The following is a 17,077-nucleotide window of genomic DNA, read 5'->3' on the forward strand; positions in this document are numbered from 1 at the left end:
CGTCTCCACCGACGCATCGCAGGCACAGCAACCACAACCGCAACAGCAACAACGGCGGCAGCCGCAGAGTCAGCCGCAACCGTCCCTCGCGACGACCTTCAACGCCGTCCCATCGCAGTCAGCTTCATCCGCGAGCCCCTCGCTTCAAGCCCCGCAGTCAGCATCCGCGCAGTCACAGGCCGCATCCGCCAGCGGCGCCAGCGCAACGGATTCCGTCGTACTCGCACCACCCGTCATTCACACCGTCGATTAGTTCCGCCCAGCACGGCTCCCGCCCCCGCATGGAAGCCGTCCCGTTCCGTTTCTTTCATCACGATCGAAGCCAACATGACCTCAAAGAACCGCCGTGATTTTCTGCGCTCCGCCGCCCACGCAGCAGGAAGCGCAACTGCACTGAGCATGCTGCCCCTCGGCATCCGCAATGCGCTCGCGATTCCCGCCCACAACAAAACGGGCAGCATCCGCGATGTCGAGCACATCGTCGTGCTGATGCAGGAAAACCGTTCGTTCGACCACTACTTCGGCACGCTCAAAGGCGTGCGCGGTTTCGGCGACACGCGCGCGATCAATCTGCCGAACGGCAAGCCGGTGTGGCATCAACCGGGGCTCGGCGGCGTCGGCGAAGTGTTGCCGTTCCGTCCGACCGCGCCGAATCTCGGCCTGCAATTCCTGCAAGACCTGCCGCACGACTGGCCCACGACGCACGGCGCGTGGAACGGCGGCCGCAACGACCAGTGGGTGCCGAACAAAGGCACGACGACGATGGCGTATCTCACGCGCGACGACATCCCGTTCCACTATCAGCTTGCCGATTCGTTCACGATCTGCGACGCGTACCACTGCTCGCTGATGGGCGCGACCGATCCGAACCGCTACTACATGTGGACCGGCTGGGTCGGCAACGACGGCTCGGGCGGCGGTCCCGTCGTCGATAACTCGGAGCTGGGCTACGGCTGGTCGACGTATCCGGAAGTGCTGCAAGCCGCGGGCATCTCGTGGAAGATCTATCAGGACATCGGCACGGGTCTCGACGCGAACGGCTCGTGGGGCTGGACGGAAAATCCGTACATCGGCAACTACGGCGACAACTCGCTGCTCTACTTCAACCAGTATCGCAACGCGCAGCCCGGTAGTCCGCTGTACGAGAAGGCGCGCACGGGCACGAACGTGTCGGCAGGCGGCACGTATTTCGACGTGCTGCGTCAGGACGTGCAGAGCAACCAGTTGCCGCAAGTGTCGTGGATCGTCGCGCCCGAGGCGTACTCCGAGCATCCGAACTGGCCCGCGAATTACGGCGCGTGGTACGTCGATCAGGTCTTGCAGATTCTTACGTCGAACCCCGACGTATGGAGCAAGACCGCGCTGCTCATCAACTACGACGAGAACGACGGCTTCTTCGATCACGTGTCGCCGCCGTTCGCGCCGGCGTCGAATGCTGACGGCCTCTCGACCGTCGATACGACGAACGAAATCTATCCGGGCGGCAACAGCGGCAAGTACGCGGCCGGTCCGTACGGCCTCGGGCCGCGCGTGCCGATGCTCGTCGTGTCGCCGTGGTCGAAGGGCGGCTGGGTGTGCTCGGAGGTGTTCGATCACACGTCGGTGATCCGCTTCATCGAAAAGCGCTTCGGGCATGGGCACAACCTGTCGGAGTCGAACATCACGCCGTGGCGTCGGGTGGTGTGCGGCGATCTGACGTCGGCGTTCAACTTCGACAATCCGAACGATGCGCTCCCGACGCTGCCGTCGACGACCTCATACAAGCCGCAGGACCAGAACCGTCACGCGGACTATATTCCCGTGCCGCCTCTCGTCGGCTCGATGCCGAAACAGGAGTCGGGCGTGCGTCCCGCGCGCGCCGTGCCGTACGAACTGTTCGTGCGCGTCGACGATAGCAGCAGCAGCAAGCTGTCGATGCGCTTCGTCAATACAGGCAAGGCCGGTGCGAACTTCCTCGTGTTCGCGGCGATGAGCGCGAATCCGCCGCGCACGTATACGGTCGAAGCGAACAATCGCCTCGTCGATCAGCTCAACGTGAATGCCGATGGCACATACGACTTCACGGTGCACGGACCGAACGGCTTCCTGCGCCGCTTCGCCGGCAAGCAGACGACACAGCATTTCTGGAACAGCCACGATCAGGCGAAACCGGAAGTCGTCGAGGGCTACGATGTTGCTAACGGCAATCTGCAGTTGCGCTTGAAGAACGACGGTAACGCGCGCTGCCAGTTCACGATCGTCAATGCGTACGACGCGGGCAGTCCCGTCAGGCACGCGGTTCGCGGCGGCGATAGCGACACTGTGTATCTCGATCTGCGTCACGTGTACGGTTGGTACGACCTGACGATCACTGTCGACAGCGACGTGTCGTTCGTGCGCCGCTATGCCGGTCACGTGGAAACGGGTAAGCCGGGCATGAGCGATCCAGCGCTCGGCATGTAACGCTTTCCGAAAAGAAGTCTGGAAAGAAGCCCGAAACGAAAGCCCGTGCCGTCGAAAACGGCACGGGCTTTTCTTGTTTTGTCGAATCCTCGTGGATCGACGCTTATCCGCGCTTCGGAATATCCAGCCCCTTCACGACAGCGGGACGTGCGAGAAATGCACCGAGCGCGCGCTTCACGTGCGGATAGTTGTCGATCTCGACCAGATCGGCCGCCTCGTAAAAGCCGATCAGGTTGCGCACCCACGGAAAGGTCGCGATATCGGCGATCGTGTACTCGTCGCCCATGATCCACTTGCGCGTCGTGAGCCGCTCGTTCAGCACGTTGAGCAGCCGCTTCGACTCGTTGATGTAGCGGTCGCGCGGCCGTTTGTCTTCGTACTCCTTGCCCGCGAACTTGTTGAAGAAACCGACCTGGCCGAACATCGGCCCGATGCCCCCCATCTGGAACATCAGCCATTGAATCGTCTCGTAACGATCCGATGCGCGCTTCGGCAACAACTTGCCCGACTTGTCCGCGAGATAGATCAGGATCGCGCCCGACTCGAACAGCGGCAGCGGCTCGCCATCGGGGCCGTCCGGATCGATGATCGCGGGAATCTTGTTGTTCGGATTGAGCGACAGAAACTCCGTCGACATCTGATCGTTCGCATCGAAGCGCACCAGATGCGGCTCGTATGCGAGGCCCGTCTCCTCCAGCATGATCGATACCTTGACGCCGTTGGGCGTCGGCAACGAGTAGAGCTGGATGCGCTCGGGATGCTCAGCGGGCCACTTCTTCGCGATCGGAAAAACGGATGGGTCAGGCATGAAAGGTCCTCGTCGTTGATCGGCAAACAGACGGTCAATATAGACGCGTTGCGCCGTCTTTGCTCGCGCGCGAAGCCGCGTGGACCGGCCTGGTCCGCGCATCGCGTCCACATGTGTGTATCGACGGCATCGGTCGGCTCCGTCAGTGCTGGTGCCGATGATGGATGTCGGGGAAGTGAGCATGCGTGTGCGTGATGCGCGCATGACGGTGCGGATGCGTATGCGGCTCCGAACCGTCCCAGTCGAAATCATGTGCATGCTGATGATGCTCGTCGTGCCGATGCCGATGGTTGTGCTCGAGGATGTCGTGCGTGTGCTCATGGACATGGCGCTCGCGCAAATGCAGCCAGATGCCCAGCGCCATCAACGCCGCTGCGATCCAGAAAAACAGAGGCGGCCTCTCAGGCCATAGAGAGAACGAAATGGCGACGCCGAACAACGGCGCCACCGAAAAATACGCGCCCGTGCGGGCCGAGCCAAGATGGCGCAGCGCAATCACGAACAGCACGAGACTCACGCCGTAGCCCGCAAAACCCGCCGTCATCGACGCGACGATCAGTCCCGCTCCCGGCACGGCCGCGCCCGACAACAGCGCGATGCCCGTATTCACGGAACCGGCAACCAGCCCTTTGATGCACGCGATGATCATCGCGTCGTTGTTCGAGACCTTGCGCGTCAGATTGTTGTCGATCGCCCAGCACAGGCAGGCACCGGCGACCAGCAACGCGCCCGCTCCCGGTCCACCTTCGCCAGGCTGCCATGACAGCAGCACGCCGCCCGCGACAATCGCGACCATGCCGGTAAAGACCTGAGCGTCGACGTTCTCGCGGAACACGACCCACGCGATCAGCGCAGTAAACACGCCCTCCAGGTTCAGCAGCAGCGAAGTCGTTGCGGCAGGTGTCGCGTTCAGGCCGAACATCAGAAGAGCCGGTCCCGCCATGCCGCCCGCGGCGATTGCACCGATCAGCCAAGGCACTTCTGCAAGAGGCATCGGATGCGCTTCTGGATGGCCGACACTTTGGCTATGCCCGCGCTGCAATCGTCGGAACAGAATCGCGATGGCGAGTCCGACTCCGCTGCCAAGATAGAACAGCCCCGCCACCATGAACGGCGACAGCGCACCGAGCAGCGCCTTCGCAAACGGCGTCGTCGCACCGAAGAGGACGGCTGCAAGAATCGCAGTAAAAGCCGCGCTGTGACGTGTGTGCATGACCGTGCTTCCCGTTCGCCCTTACCCCGCGCTGACTCGCTTGCCGTCGGCGTCCTCGTCGGACATGCCGGCGGCGCGAGCCAGCACTGGCTGCAATGCGCGCCCGGTATGGCTCGACGCAACGCGCACCAGACCTTCGGGGTCCGTCGCCGCGACGATCGAACCGCCGCCCACGCCGCCTTCCGGCCCGAGATCGATGATCCAGTCGGCTTCCGCGATCACGTCCAGATCATGCTCGATCACGACGACGCTATGCCCCGCATCGGCCAGCCTGTGCAGCACGCGAATCAGCTTCGCGACGTCGGCCATATGCAGACCGACCGTCGGCTCGTCGAGCACGTACAGCGTATGCGGCGCCTTCTGTCCGCGCCGGGTGATGTCGTCGCGCACCTTGCTCAGTTCGGTGACGAGCTTGATGCGCTGCGCCTCGCCACCCGACAATGTCGGCGACGGCTGGCCGAGCGTCAGATAGCCGAGGCCGACGTCCTTCATCAGTTGCAGCGGATGCGCAATGTTCGACATCGACGCGAAGAAGTCGACGGCCTCGTCGATCTCCATCGTCAGCACGTCGCCGATGTTCTTGCCGCGCCACGTGACCGCGAGCGTTTCCGGATTGAAGCGCTGCCCATGACATACGTCGCACGGCACCTTCACATCAGGCAGGAAGCTCATGCCGATCGTGCGCACGCCTTGCCCTTCGCACGCAGGACAGCGGCCGTCGCCCGTATTGAACGAGAACCGCGACGCCGTATAGCCGCGCGCTCGCGCTTCGAGCGTGTCGGCGAAGAGACGCCGGATCGTGTCCCACACGCCGATATACGTTGCGGGACACGAGCGCGGCGTTTTGCCGATCGGCGTCTGATCGACTTCGAGCACGCGGTCGATCGATTCGAAACCACTGATGGACTCGCACCCTTGCCACACGTGCGTGACGTTCAGCGACGGCTTCGGCGCGCTGCGTGCCAGCACGCTCGACCGGCGGTTCGCCGCAGCCGACTGTCCACTCGGCTCGGACTGCGCAGCCTTGCGGGCGCGCCGGACGGCCGGCGACGACAGCACGGACCGACCAACGGCATCGAGCAGATTGGTCATCAGCACGTCGCGAGCGAGCGTCGATTTGCCCGAGCCGCTCACGCCCGTTACGGCGACGAGGCGCCCCAGCGGAATGCCGACCGTCACGTCGCGCAGATTGTGCAGCGTCGCGCCGTGCACGGTCAGCCAGCTATCGGGCATGGCAGGCGCGCGTTTCGTCGCGACCGATACCGGGCGCCGCGCCTGCAACGGATGCAGGATCGGCTGCGCGAGGAACTGGCCCGTCAGCGAACTGGACTGCGCGGACAGATCGCCGACACGCCCCTGCGCGACCAGCGTACCGCCACGCTTGCCCGCGCCCGGACCGATATCGATGATGTGATCCGCGCGGCGAATGGTGTCCTCGTCGTGCTCGACGACGACGAGCGTATTGCCCTTGTCACCGAGCTTGCGCAGCGCGTTCAGAAGAATCTGGTTATCGCGCGGATGCAAGCCGATCGTCGGTTCATCGAGCACATAGCAGACGCCCTGCAGATTGCTGCCGAGTTGCGCGGCAAGACGGATGCGCTGCGCTTCACCGCCCGACAGGCTAGGCGCGGCCCGATCGAGACTCAGATAGCCGAGGCCCACCTCCTCTAGAAATTGCAAGCGGCTGCCGATTTCGCTGAGCACATCGCGCGCGATCTCGGCGTCGCGGCCTCGCAGTTCGAGCCCGTCGATCCAGCGGCGCGTGTCCGACACGGTCCACTGCGCGACGTCGACGATGGACGTTTCGCCGAACGTTACCGCGCGCGCGGACGTATTGAGGCGCGTACCGTGACAATCCGGACACGGCTCTTCGCCGACGCCCTCCGGCTCCTGCTCGTCCGACGGCAAGGTCTGTTCGCGGCCGCGATTGTCGTCGACGAGCACGGTGTCGTCGTAAGCCGCACGCTGCTCGCGCGTCAACGCCAGTCCCGTACCGACACAGGTCGTGCACCACCCGTGCTTGCTGTTATAGGAGAACATGCGCGGATCGAGTTCAGGGTAGCTGGTGCCGCACACCGGGCACGCCCGCTTGACGGAAAGCACCTTCACTTCGCCGACATGAGCGGTCGTGCCGTTACTGGTCATCGCATGTTCGAGGCCGTCGAGCGGCGCGAGCAAATGCATCACACCCTTGCCTGCCTCAAGCGTTTCTTCGAGCAGGCGGCGCAGCTCCGCTTCGTTGTCCGCCGACACAACAATGTCGCCGACGGGCAGTTCGATCGTATGTTCGCGGAAGCGGTCGAGCTTCGGCCACGGATCGACGGGCACGAACTCGCCATCGACGCGCAGATGCGTATTGCCGCGTGCCTTCGCCCACTTCGCGAGGTCGGTATAGACGCCCTTCCGGTTCACGACGAGCGGCGCGAGCAAACCGACGTGTTCGCCTTTGTGGTCACGCATCAGTTGCGCGACGATCGATTCAACGCTTTGCGACGTGACGGGCGCGCCGTCATGGATGCAGTGCTGGATGCCGAGCTTCACATACAACAGACGCAGGAAGTGCCACACCTCCGACGTGGTCGCGACAGTACTCTTGCGGCCGCCGCGCGACAGACGCTGCTCGATTGCGACGGTTGGCGGAATGCCGTACACGGCGTCCACTTCGGGACGCCCCGCCGGCTGCACGATCGAGCGCGCATACGCATTCAGCGATTCCAGATAGCGGCGCTGCCCTTCGTGGAACAGGATGTCGAATGCGAGAGTCGACTTGCCGGAACCCGACACGCCCGTGATCACGTTGAACTTGCCGTGCGGAATGTCGACGTCGAGCGCTTTCAGGTTGTGCTCGCGGGCATTCACGATGCGTACGACGTCTTCGCCTTCCACTGCGCGCCGTGCGCGCGCGGCGTTCAGCGCGGTTTGCAGCGGCGTGCCCTGCGTTGCGGCTTCGGCTTGTTCGGCTGCTTCCGTCGGCTCGATGGTGCGACCCATCGCGCTGTCGTATTGCACGAGCGCAGCGCCCGTATGCGAATCGGGACATCGCTTGACGTCTTCGGGCGTGCCCGCGCACACGACAAGACCGCCACCATCGCCTCCTTCCGGACCGAGATCGATCAGCCAGTCAGCCGCGCGAATCACGTCGAGGTTGTGCTCGATCACGATCAGCGAATGACCGCCCGCGAGCAGCTTGCCGAACGCCTGCATCAGCTTGGCGATGTCGTCGAAATGGAGCCCCGTGGTCGGCTCGTCGAACATGAAAAGACGCGCCGCGCTCGCCTGCTTCGTGCCACCGCGGGCCGTGCGCGCCTGAGCGGTTTCCGCGAGAAAACCAGCGAGCTTGAGCCGCTGCGCCTCGCCGCCCGACAGTGTCGGCACCGGCTGCCCGAGCTTCACGTATTCGAGACCAACGTCGACGATGGGCTGCAACACGCGCAACACTTCGCCGTCTCCCGCAAACAGGCCGACGGCCTCGTGAACCGTCAGTTCGAGCACGTCCGCGATACTCAGCTCGCGCCCTTCGCGCCCGATCTTCACTTCCAGCACTTCGGGCCTGTAGCGGCTACCGTCGCAATCGGGACAACGCAGATAGACGTCGCTCAGGAACTGCATCTCGATATGCTCGAAGCCTGAGCCGCCGCAAGTCGGACAACGGCCGTCGCCCGAATTGAAGCTGAACATGCCTGCGCCGTAGCCGCGTTGCAGCGCGAGCGGCGCCTTCGCGAACAGCTTGCGGATTTCGTCGAATGCGCCGACGTAGCTTGCCGGATTCGAACGCGTCGTCTTGCCGATGGGCGACTGATCGACGAACACGGCGTCGCTGATCTGCTCGACGCCCGTCAGGCTTCGGTGTGCGCCAGGCGCTTCCGTGGCCTTGCCGAGTTGCCGCGACAGCGCCGGATTCAACACGTCCTGGATCAACGTCGATTTGCCCGAGCCTGAAACGCCCGTCACGCACACGAGACGCTGCAACGGAATTTCGACGGTCACATCTCGCAGATTGTGCTGACGCGCGCCTTCCAGCACGATGCGCGGCGTGCTTTCATCGACGGGGCGTCGCGCCCAGTGCGCCGCGTCCGCGACATGCTTGCGCCCGCCCAGATACTCGCCCGTCAGCGTGCCTGCCGAACGAATGTTATTCGGCGTCCCGTCGTAGATGATCGTGCCGCCCCGCTCGCCCGGTCCGGGTCCCATGTCGATCAGACGATCGGCGGCCAGCATCACGGACGGATCGTGTTCGACGACGACGAGCGTATTGCCCGCGTCGCGCAGACGTTGCATCGCCTCGACGATCCGGTTCAGGTCGCGCGGGTGCAGGCCGATACTCGGCTCGTCGAGCACGAAGAGCGTCTTCGTCAGCGACGTGCCCAAAGCGGTCGTCAAGTTAATCCGCTGCACCTCGCCGCCGGAAAGCGTGCGGCTCTGGCGATCCAGCGTCAGATAGCCCAGCCCCACATCGCACAGATACTTGAGGCGTGTGCGCACTTCGGCGAGCAGCAGTTTCAGCGCGTCATCGAGCAGTGCGCTCGGCAGCGTGATCTCGTCGAAAAAGCGCCGGATACGCTCGATGGGCAGCAGCATCAGATCATGGACCGTCAGGCCCGGCAACGCTTCGAGCTGCGCACGGTTCCAGTCGACGCCACGCGGCATGAAGCGCTGCGCCGGTTCCAGCACGGCGTCCGCGTTCAGCTTCGAACCGAGGCGCCACAGCAGCGACTCCGTTTTCAGACGCGCGCCGCCGCATGTCTCGCACGGCGTGTAGCTGCGATATTTCGACAGCAGCACGCGGATGTGCATCTTGTACGCTTTCGATTCGAGGTAGCCGAAAAAGCGCTTCACGCCGTACCACTGCTTCTGCCAGTCGCCATCCCAATCCGGCGAGCCGTTGATGACCCAGTCGCGCTCGGCTTCGGTGAGCTCGGACCACCGTGTGTCGCGGCGAATGCCGGCTTTCGCCGAATAGCGCATCAGGTCGTCCTGGCATTCTTTCCACGCGGGCGTCTGCATCGGCTTGATCGCACCGCCTCGCAGCGTCTTGCGCTCGTCCGGAATCACGAGCCCAAGGTCGACGCCGATCACGCGCCCGAAGCCCCGGCAGGTGTCGCACGCGCCGTAGGCCGAGTTGAACGAGAACAACGCGGGCTGCGGATCGGCGTAGCGCAGGTCGCTGTCGGGGTTGTGCAGGCCCGTCGAGAAACGCCAGATCTGCTGCCCAGCCGGTTCGCCTTGTGTGCCTTCTTGCGCCAGCACATAAACGTTCACACGCCCGCCGCCGCGCTTGAGCGACGCTTCGATCGCTTCGACCACACGCGCCTTTTCGACCTGATGGAGACGGAAGCGGTCGGCGACAACATCGAGCATCTTGCGCATCCCCGTCGGCGAGGGGACTTCACGCTGCGCCTGAACCCGCGTATAGCCGCTTGCGGAAAGCCATTGCTCGACTTCCGCCTCGCTCGTCGAGTCCGGCAACTCGACGGGGAACGTAACGACGATGCGCGGATCGTCGCCCGTCGTGCGCGCGCTCAGCTCGGCATAGATCGTTTCCGGCGAATCGTGGCGAACGGCCTGTGCCGTCTTTCGATCGAACAACTCGGCCGCGCGTGCGTAAAGCAGCTTCAGATGGTCGTTCAGCTCCGTCATCGTGCCGACCGTCGAACGCGAGCTGCGCACCGGGTTCGTCTGGTCGATCGCGATAGCGGGCGGCACGCCGTCGACGCGGTCGACCTGCGGCCGGTCCATCCGGTCGAGAAACTGGCGGGCATAAGCGCTGAAGGTTTCGACGTAGCGCCGCTGCCCTTCGGCGTACAGCGTATCGAAGACGAGGCTTGACTTGCCGGAGCCCGACGGCCCCGTCACGACGGTCATTTCGCCCGTGCGCAGGTCGAGATCGACGTTCTTCAGGTTGTGCTGGCGTGCGCCTCGAATTCGGATCGTTCCGTTAGATGACAATTTGACTGTCCGTCTGAATGAGTTGCCGGGGCATGCTGGCCGTAGGGTTTGCGGCCACGGCTGCGCACCGCGGGACGGGAAACAGGCGTGCGGCCTGTTCTCGAAGTGTCTTCCGCGGTTCCGGATAGGTGAATACTATACTGTATGTTTATACAGTTTTGCACGGCGATTGCACGACGTTCGCGGCGGCAAACGGCATAGGCCAAATGACCGGTTTCTGACGCATTCAAGCGCGGCGTGGCTTAGGGCTGTTCAACAGCGGGGCGACGCGTTTGCGCTGCGCAGCCGCATCGCGTTCAAAAAGAAAAAACCCGGTGAAGCACCGGGTTCGAATGGCCGTCCCCCACAGCCCTCGGGCGAAGGCTGATCGGCCGCTTACCACACGCCATCTGGCACCCTTGCGGCGGTCGAATGCGCATCGACGATGGTCTTCCTCTGGTTCGCCCCCCGGCGGACCAAGAAGCGTCGGACGACTCCTCGCAGCACCTACAGCATCGTCCGAGCGCCCGAATACTCTATGAGCGCAGCCTTAACGGAAACTTAAAGCAGCGGGATGCGCCCAGTCGAATGCGGGATGTCGCACAGAGTTCGATTGAATTCGCTGCTTCGCCGATGGAAGTTACAGAGACGCTGCCTATCATTCTTTGAGCGAGCTTTTAGAGTGCCACGGTGGCGGCAAGGAATGTCGGATAACGTAGGACGAATCCGTCTCCGATGCAGGCTCCCACGCGCCGCGTGCTGCGGCGTCTATGACGGTGACGGCTTGCCACTGGCCGGCATCGTCGCGAGTCGAGTGGAGGTCTCCGATGAAGTTCATTGTTCAGTGGAACGGGCAACCGACGGCGCAGCAATCGGCCATCGAGCGTTTCATGAAAACGGGTGGCGCCTTGCCACCCGATGGCATCAAGATGCTCGGACGATGGCATACGATCGGCGAACTGAGCGGGTGCGCGATCATCGAGGCTGAGAGCACCGCACCCATGGCGGCGTGGATGCTGCAGTGGGGCGATATCTTCGAGTTCACCATCTCGCCCGCTGTCACCGACGAGGAACTCGGAGCGGCGCTGGGGGCGTATCAGGCCCAGGCGGGGAAGTGAGGTGACGAAGCCGTGTCTGCTGACGGCATGCTTTGCGGGCATCCACGGGCCGATGGAAGCAGCGGGTCGGTTAATCAGGATACCGATGCACCTGCGTCGTCTTGCTCTATAGCTGCCGACCGATGGTGCGCACACAATACAAAGAAAAAAGGACTTACGGCCTTCACCGTAAGTCCTTTTGTCCATCTGGTCGGGGCGAGAGGATTTGAACCTCCGACCACCTGCACCCCATCTAGGTTTAGCCCTGTCTCCGCCTATCTTCAGTTATCCACACAATCACCCTCAAACCCGCTAAAATAAAGGCTCTGGCGGGTTTCGTGTGTTTCTACCCGTCTCCACTCATCTCTATCTATCTCCCGTTTTTGTGGGGGTACTGTGTGGGGGTACTGGCATGGCAAGGACGGAAAACCGGCTCACCAATGTTGAGCTAAAGGCCCTCTCTCCCTCCGACATAGGACAGAAGCGGCAAGACGGCGGCGGCCTCTGGGGCATCGTCCGTAAGGGTGCGGCGAATGACATTGCCGTGACGTTCTATTACCGCTTTCGGATCGGGGAGCGCACGCGCGATTACACCATAGGCTCATGGCCCGCCCTCACGTTGAAAGGGATTCGCGCGGCCCGTAATGCCGCCCGCACGCTGGTTTCTAATGGCGTCGATCCGATCGACAAAGAGAAAGCCGATAAAGCGGCGAAAGACGCGGCCATAGAAAAGGCGAAAGCCGATGCAGAAGCGGCGGCTAATCGATTAATGGTCCGTGGCCTGTTTGATCGCTGGTCGCAATCCGAATTGACGAAGCGAAAGGACAAAGGCGCGGAGACTATCCGGGGATTCAATAAAGACGTGCTGCCGGTAATCGGAAATCGATACGCGGATGAAATTCGGCGGGCCGATGTAATGGCGTTGCTGGATAAGGTAGTCGAGCGCGGTGCATTGCGTCTGGCTAATCGCCTTCTGGCGGAGATTCGTCAAATGTGGGGCTATGGCCTCGTTCGGGAATTGGTCACGGTCGATTGCACGGCGGGCATCGAAAAGAAACACGTGGGCGGCAAAGAGAATGAGCGTGAGCGGACCCTGAGCGAGTCGGAATTAAAAACCCTTCCCGCCGCCCTTAAATCCGCCGATCTGCTGGACAGTACCATTCACGCGGTTTACGTCGTGCTCGCAACGTCGGTGCGCATCGGTGAACTGATTCAGGCCCGTAAGGCAAATATCGATCTGGAAAATAAGGTCTGGCGCATCCCTTCCACCGATTCGAAGAACACGGACCCTCACATTATCTATCTGTCAGATTTTGCCGTCTTTCATCTAGCCAAACTCATGGCGTTGTCAAAGTCGGAAGTATTTTTAATGCCCGCCCGCACCAAGGACGATACAGAGACATACATTGATCTCAAATCGATCACGAAACAGATTTCCGACAGGCAGATTAAATTCTATGACCGTCCCGCGCACTCCAAGCGAACCAAGCAAGAGAACGCCTTGGTGTTGGGGGATGAAAAATGGACGCCTCATGATCTGCGGAGAACGAGCGCGACATTAATGCAAGCCTTGGGGGTGCTTCCGGTTGTAGTGGACAAGTGTTTGAACCATCGCGACGAAAACCGGATTCGTCGGACATATCAGCGGTATGACTACGCGAAAGAGAAACAGGCGGCATGGGAAATTCTCGGGACGCACCTACAGGCGGTGTTTTCTTCCAACGTCCTTATCGGCCACTTCCAGAAAGCTGGCTGAGGTTCCGCCATCAAACAAAGTTTAATAAAGACAGGATAGACACGTAGAGAAAGCCGGATATACTTGGAGACAGGTAAGGCAAACAACCTTCCTGATTCACCCCGGAATGGAGTCCGATCAATGCCTTTTGAAGGCGGCGGACTCCATTTTTTCGTCCGTCTGATCGGCTCCTATTTGAAACCAAGGCAATTAGGAGCTTGAAATGAACATTGACACAGAAGCATACGAAGACGCTATTGGTCTGCTGGTAAACGAAATCAGCGACTATTTATTTATCGACTCACGAATTATCGACTGTATTGAAAGCATTGTCGACGAATCCGAATCGACAAGTTACAAAAACTTGGATAAAGAAATCCTTGTCAACGCAGTCATTAAGGCGATGCTAACCTGCACGCCTAGCCAGATTCATCGTGCGTTGAAGTCGGCCATCAGCGAACACAAAGCGCTGAGTCAACCGGCCTAACTGATCGACACGTGCGCCCCGCGAGAGGGGCGCTTCACCAACACCAAGGTAACTGGAGTTTGACATGACTAGTCATCAGCTTCCCCACGAGTTTGTCTCGTTCAGAAACGGCATTGCCGTTGCTCGCAAAGAACAGGCGATGTGCGCCGCGCTTCCCACGCATTACGACCATTGGGCGGCTACGCTTTTCGATCTGGAACAGGCCCGCAAGAAATCGCGCAAGGCGTTCGGTATGTATGTGCGCCCCGGCCTGAAACCGGAAACCCGCCAGAAGCACGAAGCGAGCTACCGCGAGCTATCCAACAAACTCGGTGAACTTGCAACGGTATTGCTGCAAGCTCGCGGAGCGCTGGAAAGCGACTATGCGCAGCACTGCGCGAATCAGGCGCAAGCGATCGAAACTCTCTGAGCACTGAACCGCGCCCCTTCGGGGGCGCTGTAGTGGAATCTGAAATTCATTGCGCCGCTTGTGGGGCGCTTTCGTCAACCTCAATGGAGTGAGCCATGTATTTAGGAGTACATTATGCAAACCGAACGCCCCCCGATCAATCTGGATCAACCGGGACGCCTGTTTATCGCTGATCTGTTGGTGATTCTACGGATTGCCCGCCCCACGCTCTACAAGGGCCTTGCCGCTGGCAGGTATCCCGCCGCCGATGGAAAGGACAACAAACGCCCGTACTGGCTCACAGGCTCGATCAAGGCGTATCTGGCGGCCCCGGCAACCGGCCCGGCCAGCAAGGGGGAGTGATCATGGCTATCACCATCAATCGCCCCGCTATAATTTCGCCAGCTAAAAAGTCCTACCCCGGCAACACCAAGCCCCGATCTGTACAGGGCATGTTGCTGGACGATGATCGAACGTGGCTCAGGGCCGGTCACGTGCTCACGCTGTTGGGGATTTCTTCGCCAACGCTGTATCGTCGCATCAACTCCGGCAAGTTTCCGCCGCCCGATGAAATGCGCGGCAAGCATCCTTACTGGAGGGTCGGCACTGTGCGACCATACATCAAGAGTGAAGTGGAATCAGAAATTGTCGGCGGTAGCCAAGGGGCAATCAACCATGATCAAGAAACTATCTAGCCTCATCCTGTCGGCCAGCCTGATTGCTGGCGCAACCATCATCAGCGCACACGCGGCCCCGCCACATGATTGGGAAACCGTCATCTGGAAAAAAGGCGACAAGGAAATACAGATTGACCGTTCAACGCTCAAACAGACAGGGCAGGTCGATCAAGACGGCTGGCATGTGATCGTGTGGGAGCGTGAAAGGAATCTGGCTCTTCAAGATGCCATGCAAGACCCGCGCATGAAAGACGCCAAGGACTTGGAGAGGGTCACGTATATCACTACGCTACTCATCGATTTCGATTGCTGGCACAGCACGGAAACAACGCTGGCGGGGCAATGGGTCAACATCAGGAATGGCGTAGTGATGAAACTGGATAACCCCACGAATCCATTCGACACAAGGAAAGATGCCGATCTGCTATCCGTTCAGCACGCGGTCTGCAAGGACTAGACGCGGCGGGGAGACGTCGGGAAGGCAATCATTCGCCTCTGTTCATTTTGTCGATGCGCTTCGTCCACTCATCGAACGCGGCGCGGTCCTCATCCGTTACCGGGGTATCGTCTATCGGCGGCAAGGCCATGCGCTCTCTGGCTCTGGCCTCCCGCTCATCCTTGGTGGCGTGCCAGTGCATGATATCGATGAACCGTATTAGTCCCCGCACCGCGAGATACACCACGGCCAGCAACACGCAACCGATAACCGCTCTGCCTATCAGGTTCGCCAGATGGTCCATGCCTCACCCCAAACCGTTAGTCTCGCTCTCAGCATCCGCCAGTAGCTTGCTCAGGAATGGAAATTCCATGCAACACACGTTGTCGATCAATTGGCGGATATGGTCATGCGTGGACTTGTCATGAGTCGCGATGCAGAGATAAAAATTCAAGCCCTCATGACGGGCAAACACAAGCCATTCCCCGGTATAGCGCTCATCGGCCCGCAAGCGGCTGAGGTTTCCATGTATCACGTCGCTGGACAGTGCTTCTATGTCCTCTACGGTCACATAGCGCTCCTCTCCAGTTTCCTGCGCCTCTTTGATCTTTTGCTGAAAGTACGGCATCCCGTAGCGCTTCAAGCCTTGCTGCACGTTCATCGCCATCGAACGCAAGCCATCCTGCAAGTAATGCTTGTGCCACAACCCTTTAAGGGGCGGGTGCCTGTTTTGAATCGGTGCCTTGAGTCCCGTAGGCGTGCCCGCTTCAAGCGCCATGATTTCACGCACTACCGTATGCGGATTCTGTAAGCCCGACTTGAATGCCCCGAACAGGCTAACCGCGAGCAGAAAACTGTAGCGACCGGGGGCGGCACGATCCAGCCCAATCATGTTGATGAACTGTTCCAGTTCGGATGCCGCCTTATCATCCGTGCTGTTGAATTTGAACCGGCGTTCGGGCGGCTCTTGCACGTCCATCGTCTTACCCCCGTCGTATGTCAGTTATCGGCCATTCACCCCGCCGAAGCATGATGCCATAGTCCACACGGCATTTGACAAACCGCCTGATTGCACTTCGTTTTCAAGCCCCCAAAATTTTTACCCAAGAGGTTAGAAGGCCGCCCCCGGCGCGGGCCAGGGTTTGACGTTTTGGTCCGGCCCATGGTGCCCCGCTGGCCTATCTCCCTGCCTCTGCGTGGGCCTCCCGTTCGATGATCGATGCCGCGCCGCCATCTGGGAGGCCATCGTCTCTACGGGCCTCTGTAGGGGGCTTGCTTTGGTTGCGGCTCGCAACGAATGAAGAAAACCCGAACATCGCGCCGCGATTCAATGAAGTAAACCGGAAGTCCGCTTGTCAAGAGTGTCAAGCATGCCCACCGCCGTTCAATCTCTTGGCGTTGGCGCTCCCCGGTACACCCTCCCGCCAGCGGGCCGCCGCCACAACCTTTAAGGTATGGTGTGGCCTACCACATGAAGTGGAACTGGCAACCATCGGCGGAGTGCATGCTGGCGGTTTCGGGCGGGTAGCTGGCGGATACTATCGCTAGGTGGCAGCCATTGATCTACCTACCGGATTACATCGATACCTTACAAAATGGGGCGATTTCCGGTTTTACTACATCGGCACTGCCTACACCAACATTACATTTATCCAAATAGCCACCAGCAAGGCGGAGCCGGTTTTGGGGTGTAAGAGTAGTTTTACATAATGGCGGCTATCACCCATTTTCGCGTTTATCGCTGTAGAAGCTTTTTAGTAATGTCCGATTCAGGCTAATTAGAAATGTCCGATTTTTGCCCCCTTAGGCTCACGCTGTCGCGATGCGTTGACCCGGGGGTGAATCATGAATGGGCGTGGTCTGATCACG

13 protein-coding genes are annotated in these 17,077 nt (G+C 60.8%); 8 read left to right on the forward strand and 5 right to left on the reverse strand.

Annotation, left to right across the window (positions count from 1 at the left end; genetic code table 11):
- Positions 1-327: 327 nt before the first annotated feature.
- Positions 328-2,442, forward strand: coding sequence for a phosphocholine-specific phospholipase C (locus tag VSR68_RS37835; RefSeq protein WP_342944639.1), 2,115 nt, complete (start codon positions 328-330; stop codon positions 2,440-2,442).
- Positions 2,443-2,545: 103 nt separating this feature from the next.
- Here VSR68_RS37835 and VSR68_RS37840 read toward each other — a convergent pair whose 3' ends face one another.
- The 3 genes from VSR68_RS37840 to uvrA form a co-directional block, all read right to left on the reverse strand.
- The gene (locus VSR68_RS37840) at positions 2,546-3,250 is read right to left on the reverse strand and encodes a glutathione binding-like protein (RefSeq protein ID WP_342944640.1); all 705 of its coding nucleotides are present in this window, start codon (positions 3,248-3,250) and stop codon (positions 2,546-2,548) included.
- Between the two features lie 142 nt (positions 3,251-3,392).
- Complete coding sequence (locus VSR68_RS37845; RefSeq protein WP_342944641.1) at positions 3,393-4,463, reverse strand: DMT family transporter; 1,071 nt, start codon at positions 4,461-4,463, stop codon at positions 3,393-3,395.
- A gap of 21 nt (positions 4,464-4,484) precedes the next feature.
- Positions 4,485-10,409, reverse strand: a complete 5,925-nt coding sequence (gene uvrA, locus VSR68_RS37850; RefSeq protein ID WP_342944642.1) for an excinuclease ABC subunit UvrA — start codon at positions 10,407-10,409, stop codon at positions 4,485-4,487.
- A gap of 806 nt (positions 10,410-11,215) precedes the next feature.
- Between uvrA and VSR68_RS37855 the strand changes: the two genes are divergently transcribed.
- The 7 genes from VSR68_RS37855 to VSR68_RS37885 all read left to right on the forward strand — a co-directional run bounded on the left by VSR68_RS37855 (position 11,216) and on the right by VSR68_RS37885 (position 15,229).
- A complete protein-coding gene (locus tag VSR68_RS37855) occupies positions 11,216-11,506 on the forward strand; it encodes a DUF3303 domain-containing protein (RefSeq protein ID WP_342944643.1) in 291 nt (96 codons plus the stop codon).
- A gap of 391 nt (positions 11,507-11,897) precedes the next feature.
- Complete coding sequence (locus tag VSR68_RS37860) at positions 11,898-13,241, forward strand: tyrosine-type recombinase/integrase (protein ID WP_342944644.1); 1,344 nt, start codon at positions 11,898-11,900, stop codon at positions 13,239-13,241.
- A gap of 202 nt (positions 13,242-13,443) precedes the next feature.
- Positions 13,444-13,707, forward strand: a complete 264-nt coding sequence (locus VSR68_RS37865; RefSeq protein ID WP_342944645.1) for a hypothetical protein — start codon at positions 13,444-13,446, stop codon at positions 13,705-13,707.
- 64 nt (positions 13,708-13,771) lie between these two features.
- On the forward strand, positions 13,772-14,116 hold the full coding sequence (locus VSR68_RS37870; RefSeq protein ID WP_342944646.1) for a hypothetical protein: 345 nt from the start codon (positions 13,772-13,774) through the stop codon (positions 14,114-14,116).
- 114 nt (positions 14,117-14,230) lie between these two features.
- Entirely contained in the window at positions 14,231-14,458 is a 228-nt protein-coding gene (locus VSR68_RS37875; protein ID WP_342944647.1) for a hypothetical protein, read from the forward strand.
- A gap of 2 nt (positions 14,459-14,460) precedes the next feature.
- Positions 14,461-14,790 carry a hypothetical protein gene (locus VSR68_RS37880; RefSeq protein WP_342944648.1) on the forward strand — a complete coding sequence of 110 codons (330 nt, stop codon included), beginning with the start codon at positions 14,461-14,463 and terminating at the stop codon, positions 14,788-14,790.
- On the forward strand, positions 14,771-15,229 hold the full coding sequence (locus tag VSR68_RS37885; RefSeq protein WP_342944649.1) for a hypothetical protein: 459 nt from the start codon (positions 14,771-14,773) through the stop codon (positions 15,227-15,229). Before VSR68_RS37880 ends, VSR68_RS37885 begins: the two co-directional genes overlap by 20 nt.
- A 28-nt stretch (positions 15,230-15,257) precedes the next feature.
- Here VSR68_RS37885 and VSR68_RS37890 read toward each other — a convergent pair whose 3' ends face one another.
- Positions 15,258-15,512, reverse strand: a complete 255-nt coding sequence (locus VSR68_RS37890; protein WP_342944650.1) for a hypothetical protein — start codon at positions 15,510-15,512, stop codon at positions 15,258-15,260.
- 3 nt (positions 15,513-15,515) lie between these two features.
- Positions 15,516-16,187 carry a hypothetical protein gene (locus VSR68_RS37895; RefSeq protein ID WP_342944651.1) on the reverse strand — a complete coding sequence of 224 codons (672 nt, stop codon included), beginning with the start codon at positions 16,185-16,187 and terminating at the stop codon, positions 15,516-15,518.
- Positions 16,188-17,077: the final 890 nt, after the last annotated feature.

Origin of the sequence: Paraburkholderia phymatum (assembly GCF_038900715.1) — a bacterium.
Lineage (GTDB): Bacteria > Pseudomonadota > Gammaproteobacteria > Burkholderiales > Burkholderiaceae > Paraburkholderia > Paraburkholderia phymatum_A.

What these genes read in the sequence shown, in the direction of transcription:
- VSR68_RS37835 (WP_342944639.1), top strand. Translation starts at nt 328, where the DNA reads ATGACCTCAAAGAACCGCCGTGATTTTCTGCGCTCCGCCGCCCACGCA.
- VSR68_RS37840 (WP_342944640.1), bottom strand. Translation starts at nt 3,250, where the DNA reads ATGCCTGACCCATCCGTTTTTCCGATCGCGAAGAAGTGGCCCGCTGAG.
- VSR68_RS37845 (WP_342944641.1), bottom strand. Translation starts at nt 4,463, where the DNA reads ATGCACACACGTCACAGCGCGGCTTTTACTGCGATTCTTGCAGCCGTC.
- VSR68_RS37855 (WP_342944643.1), top strand. Translation starts at nt 11,216, where the DNA reads ATGAAGTTCATTGTTCAGTGGAACGGGCAACCGACGGCGCAGCAATCG.
- VSR68_RS37860 (WP_342944644.1), top strand. Translation starts at nt 11,898, where the DNA reads ATGGCAAGGACGGAAAACCGGCTCACCAATGTTGAGCTAAAGGCCCTC.
- VSR68_RS37865 (WP_342944645.1), top strand. Translation starts at nt 13,444, where the DNA reads ATGAACATTGACACAGAAGCATACGAAGACGCTATTGGTCTGCTGGTA.
- VSR68_RS37870 (WP_342944646.1), top strand. Translation starts at nt 13,772, where the DNA reads ATGACTAGTCATCAGCTTCCCCACGAGTTTGTCTCGTTCAGAAACGGC.
- VSR68_RS37875 (WP_342944647.1), top strand. Translation starts at nt 14,231, where the DNA reads ATGCAAACCGAACGCCCCCCGATCAATCTGGATCAACCGGGACGCCTG.
- VSR68_RS37880 (WP_342944648.1), top strand. Translation starts at nt 14,461, where the DNA reads ATGGCTATCACCATCAATCGCCCCGCTATAATTTCGCCAGCTAAAAAG.
- VSR68_RS37885 (WP_342944649.1), top strand. Translation starts at nt 14,771, where the DNA reads ATGATCAAGAAACTATCTAGCCTCATCCTGTCGGCCAGCCTGATTGCT.
- VSR68_RS37890 (WP_342944650.1), bottom strand. Translation starts at nt 15,512, where the DNA reads ATGGACCATCTGGCGAACCTGATAGGCAGAGCGGTTATCGGTTGCGTG.
- VSR68_RS37895 (WP_342944651.1), bottom strand. Translation starts at nt 16,187, where the DNA reads ATGGACGTGCAAGAGCCGCCCGAACGCCGGTTCAAATTCAACAGCACG.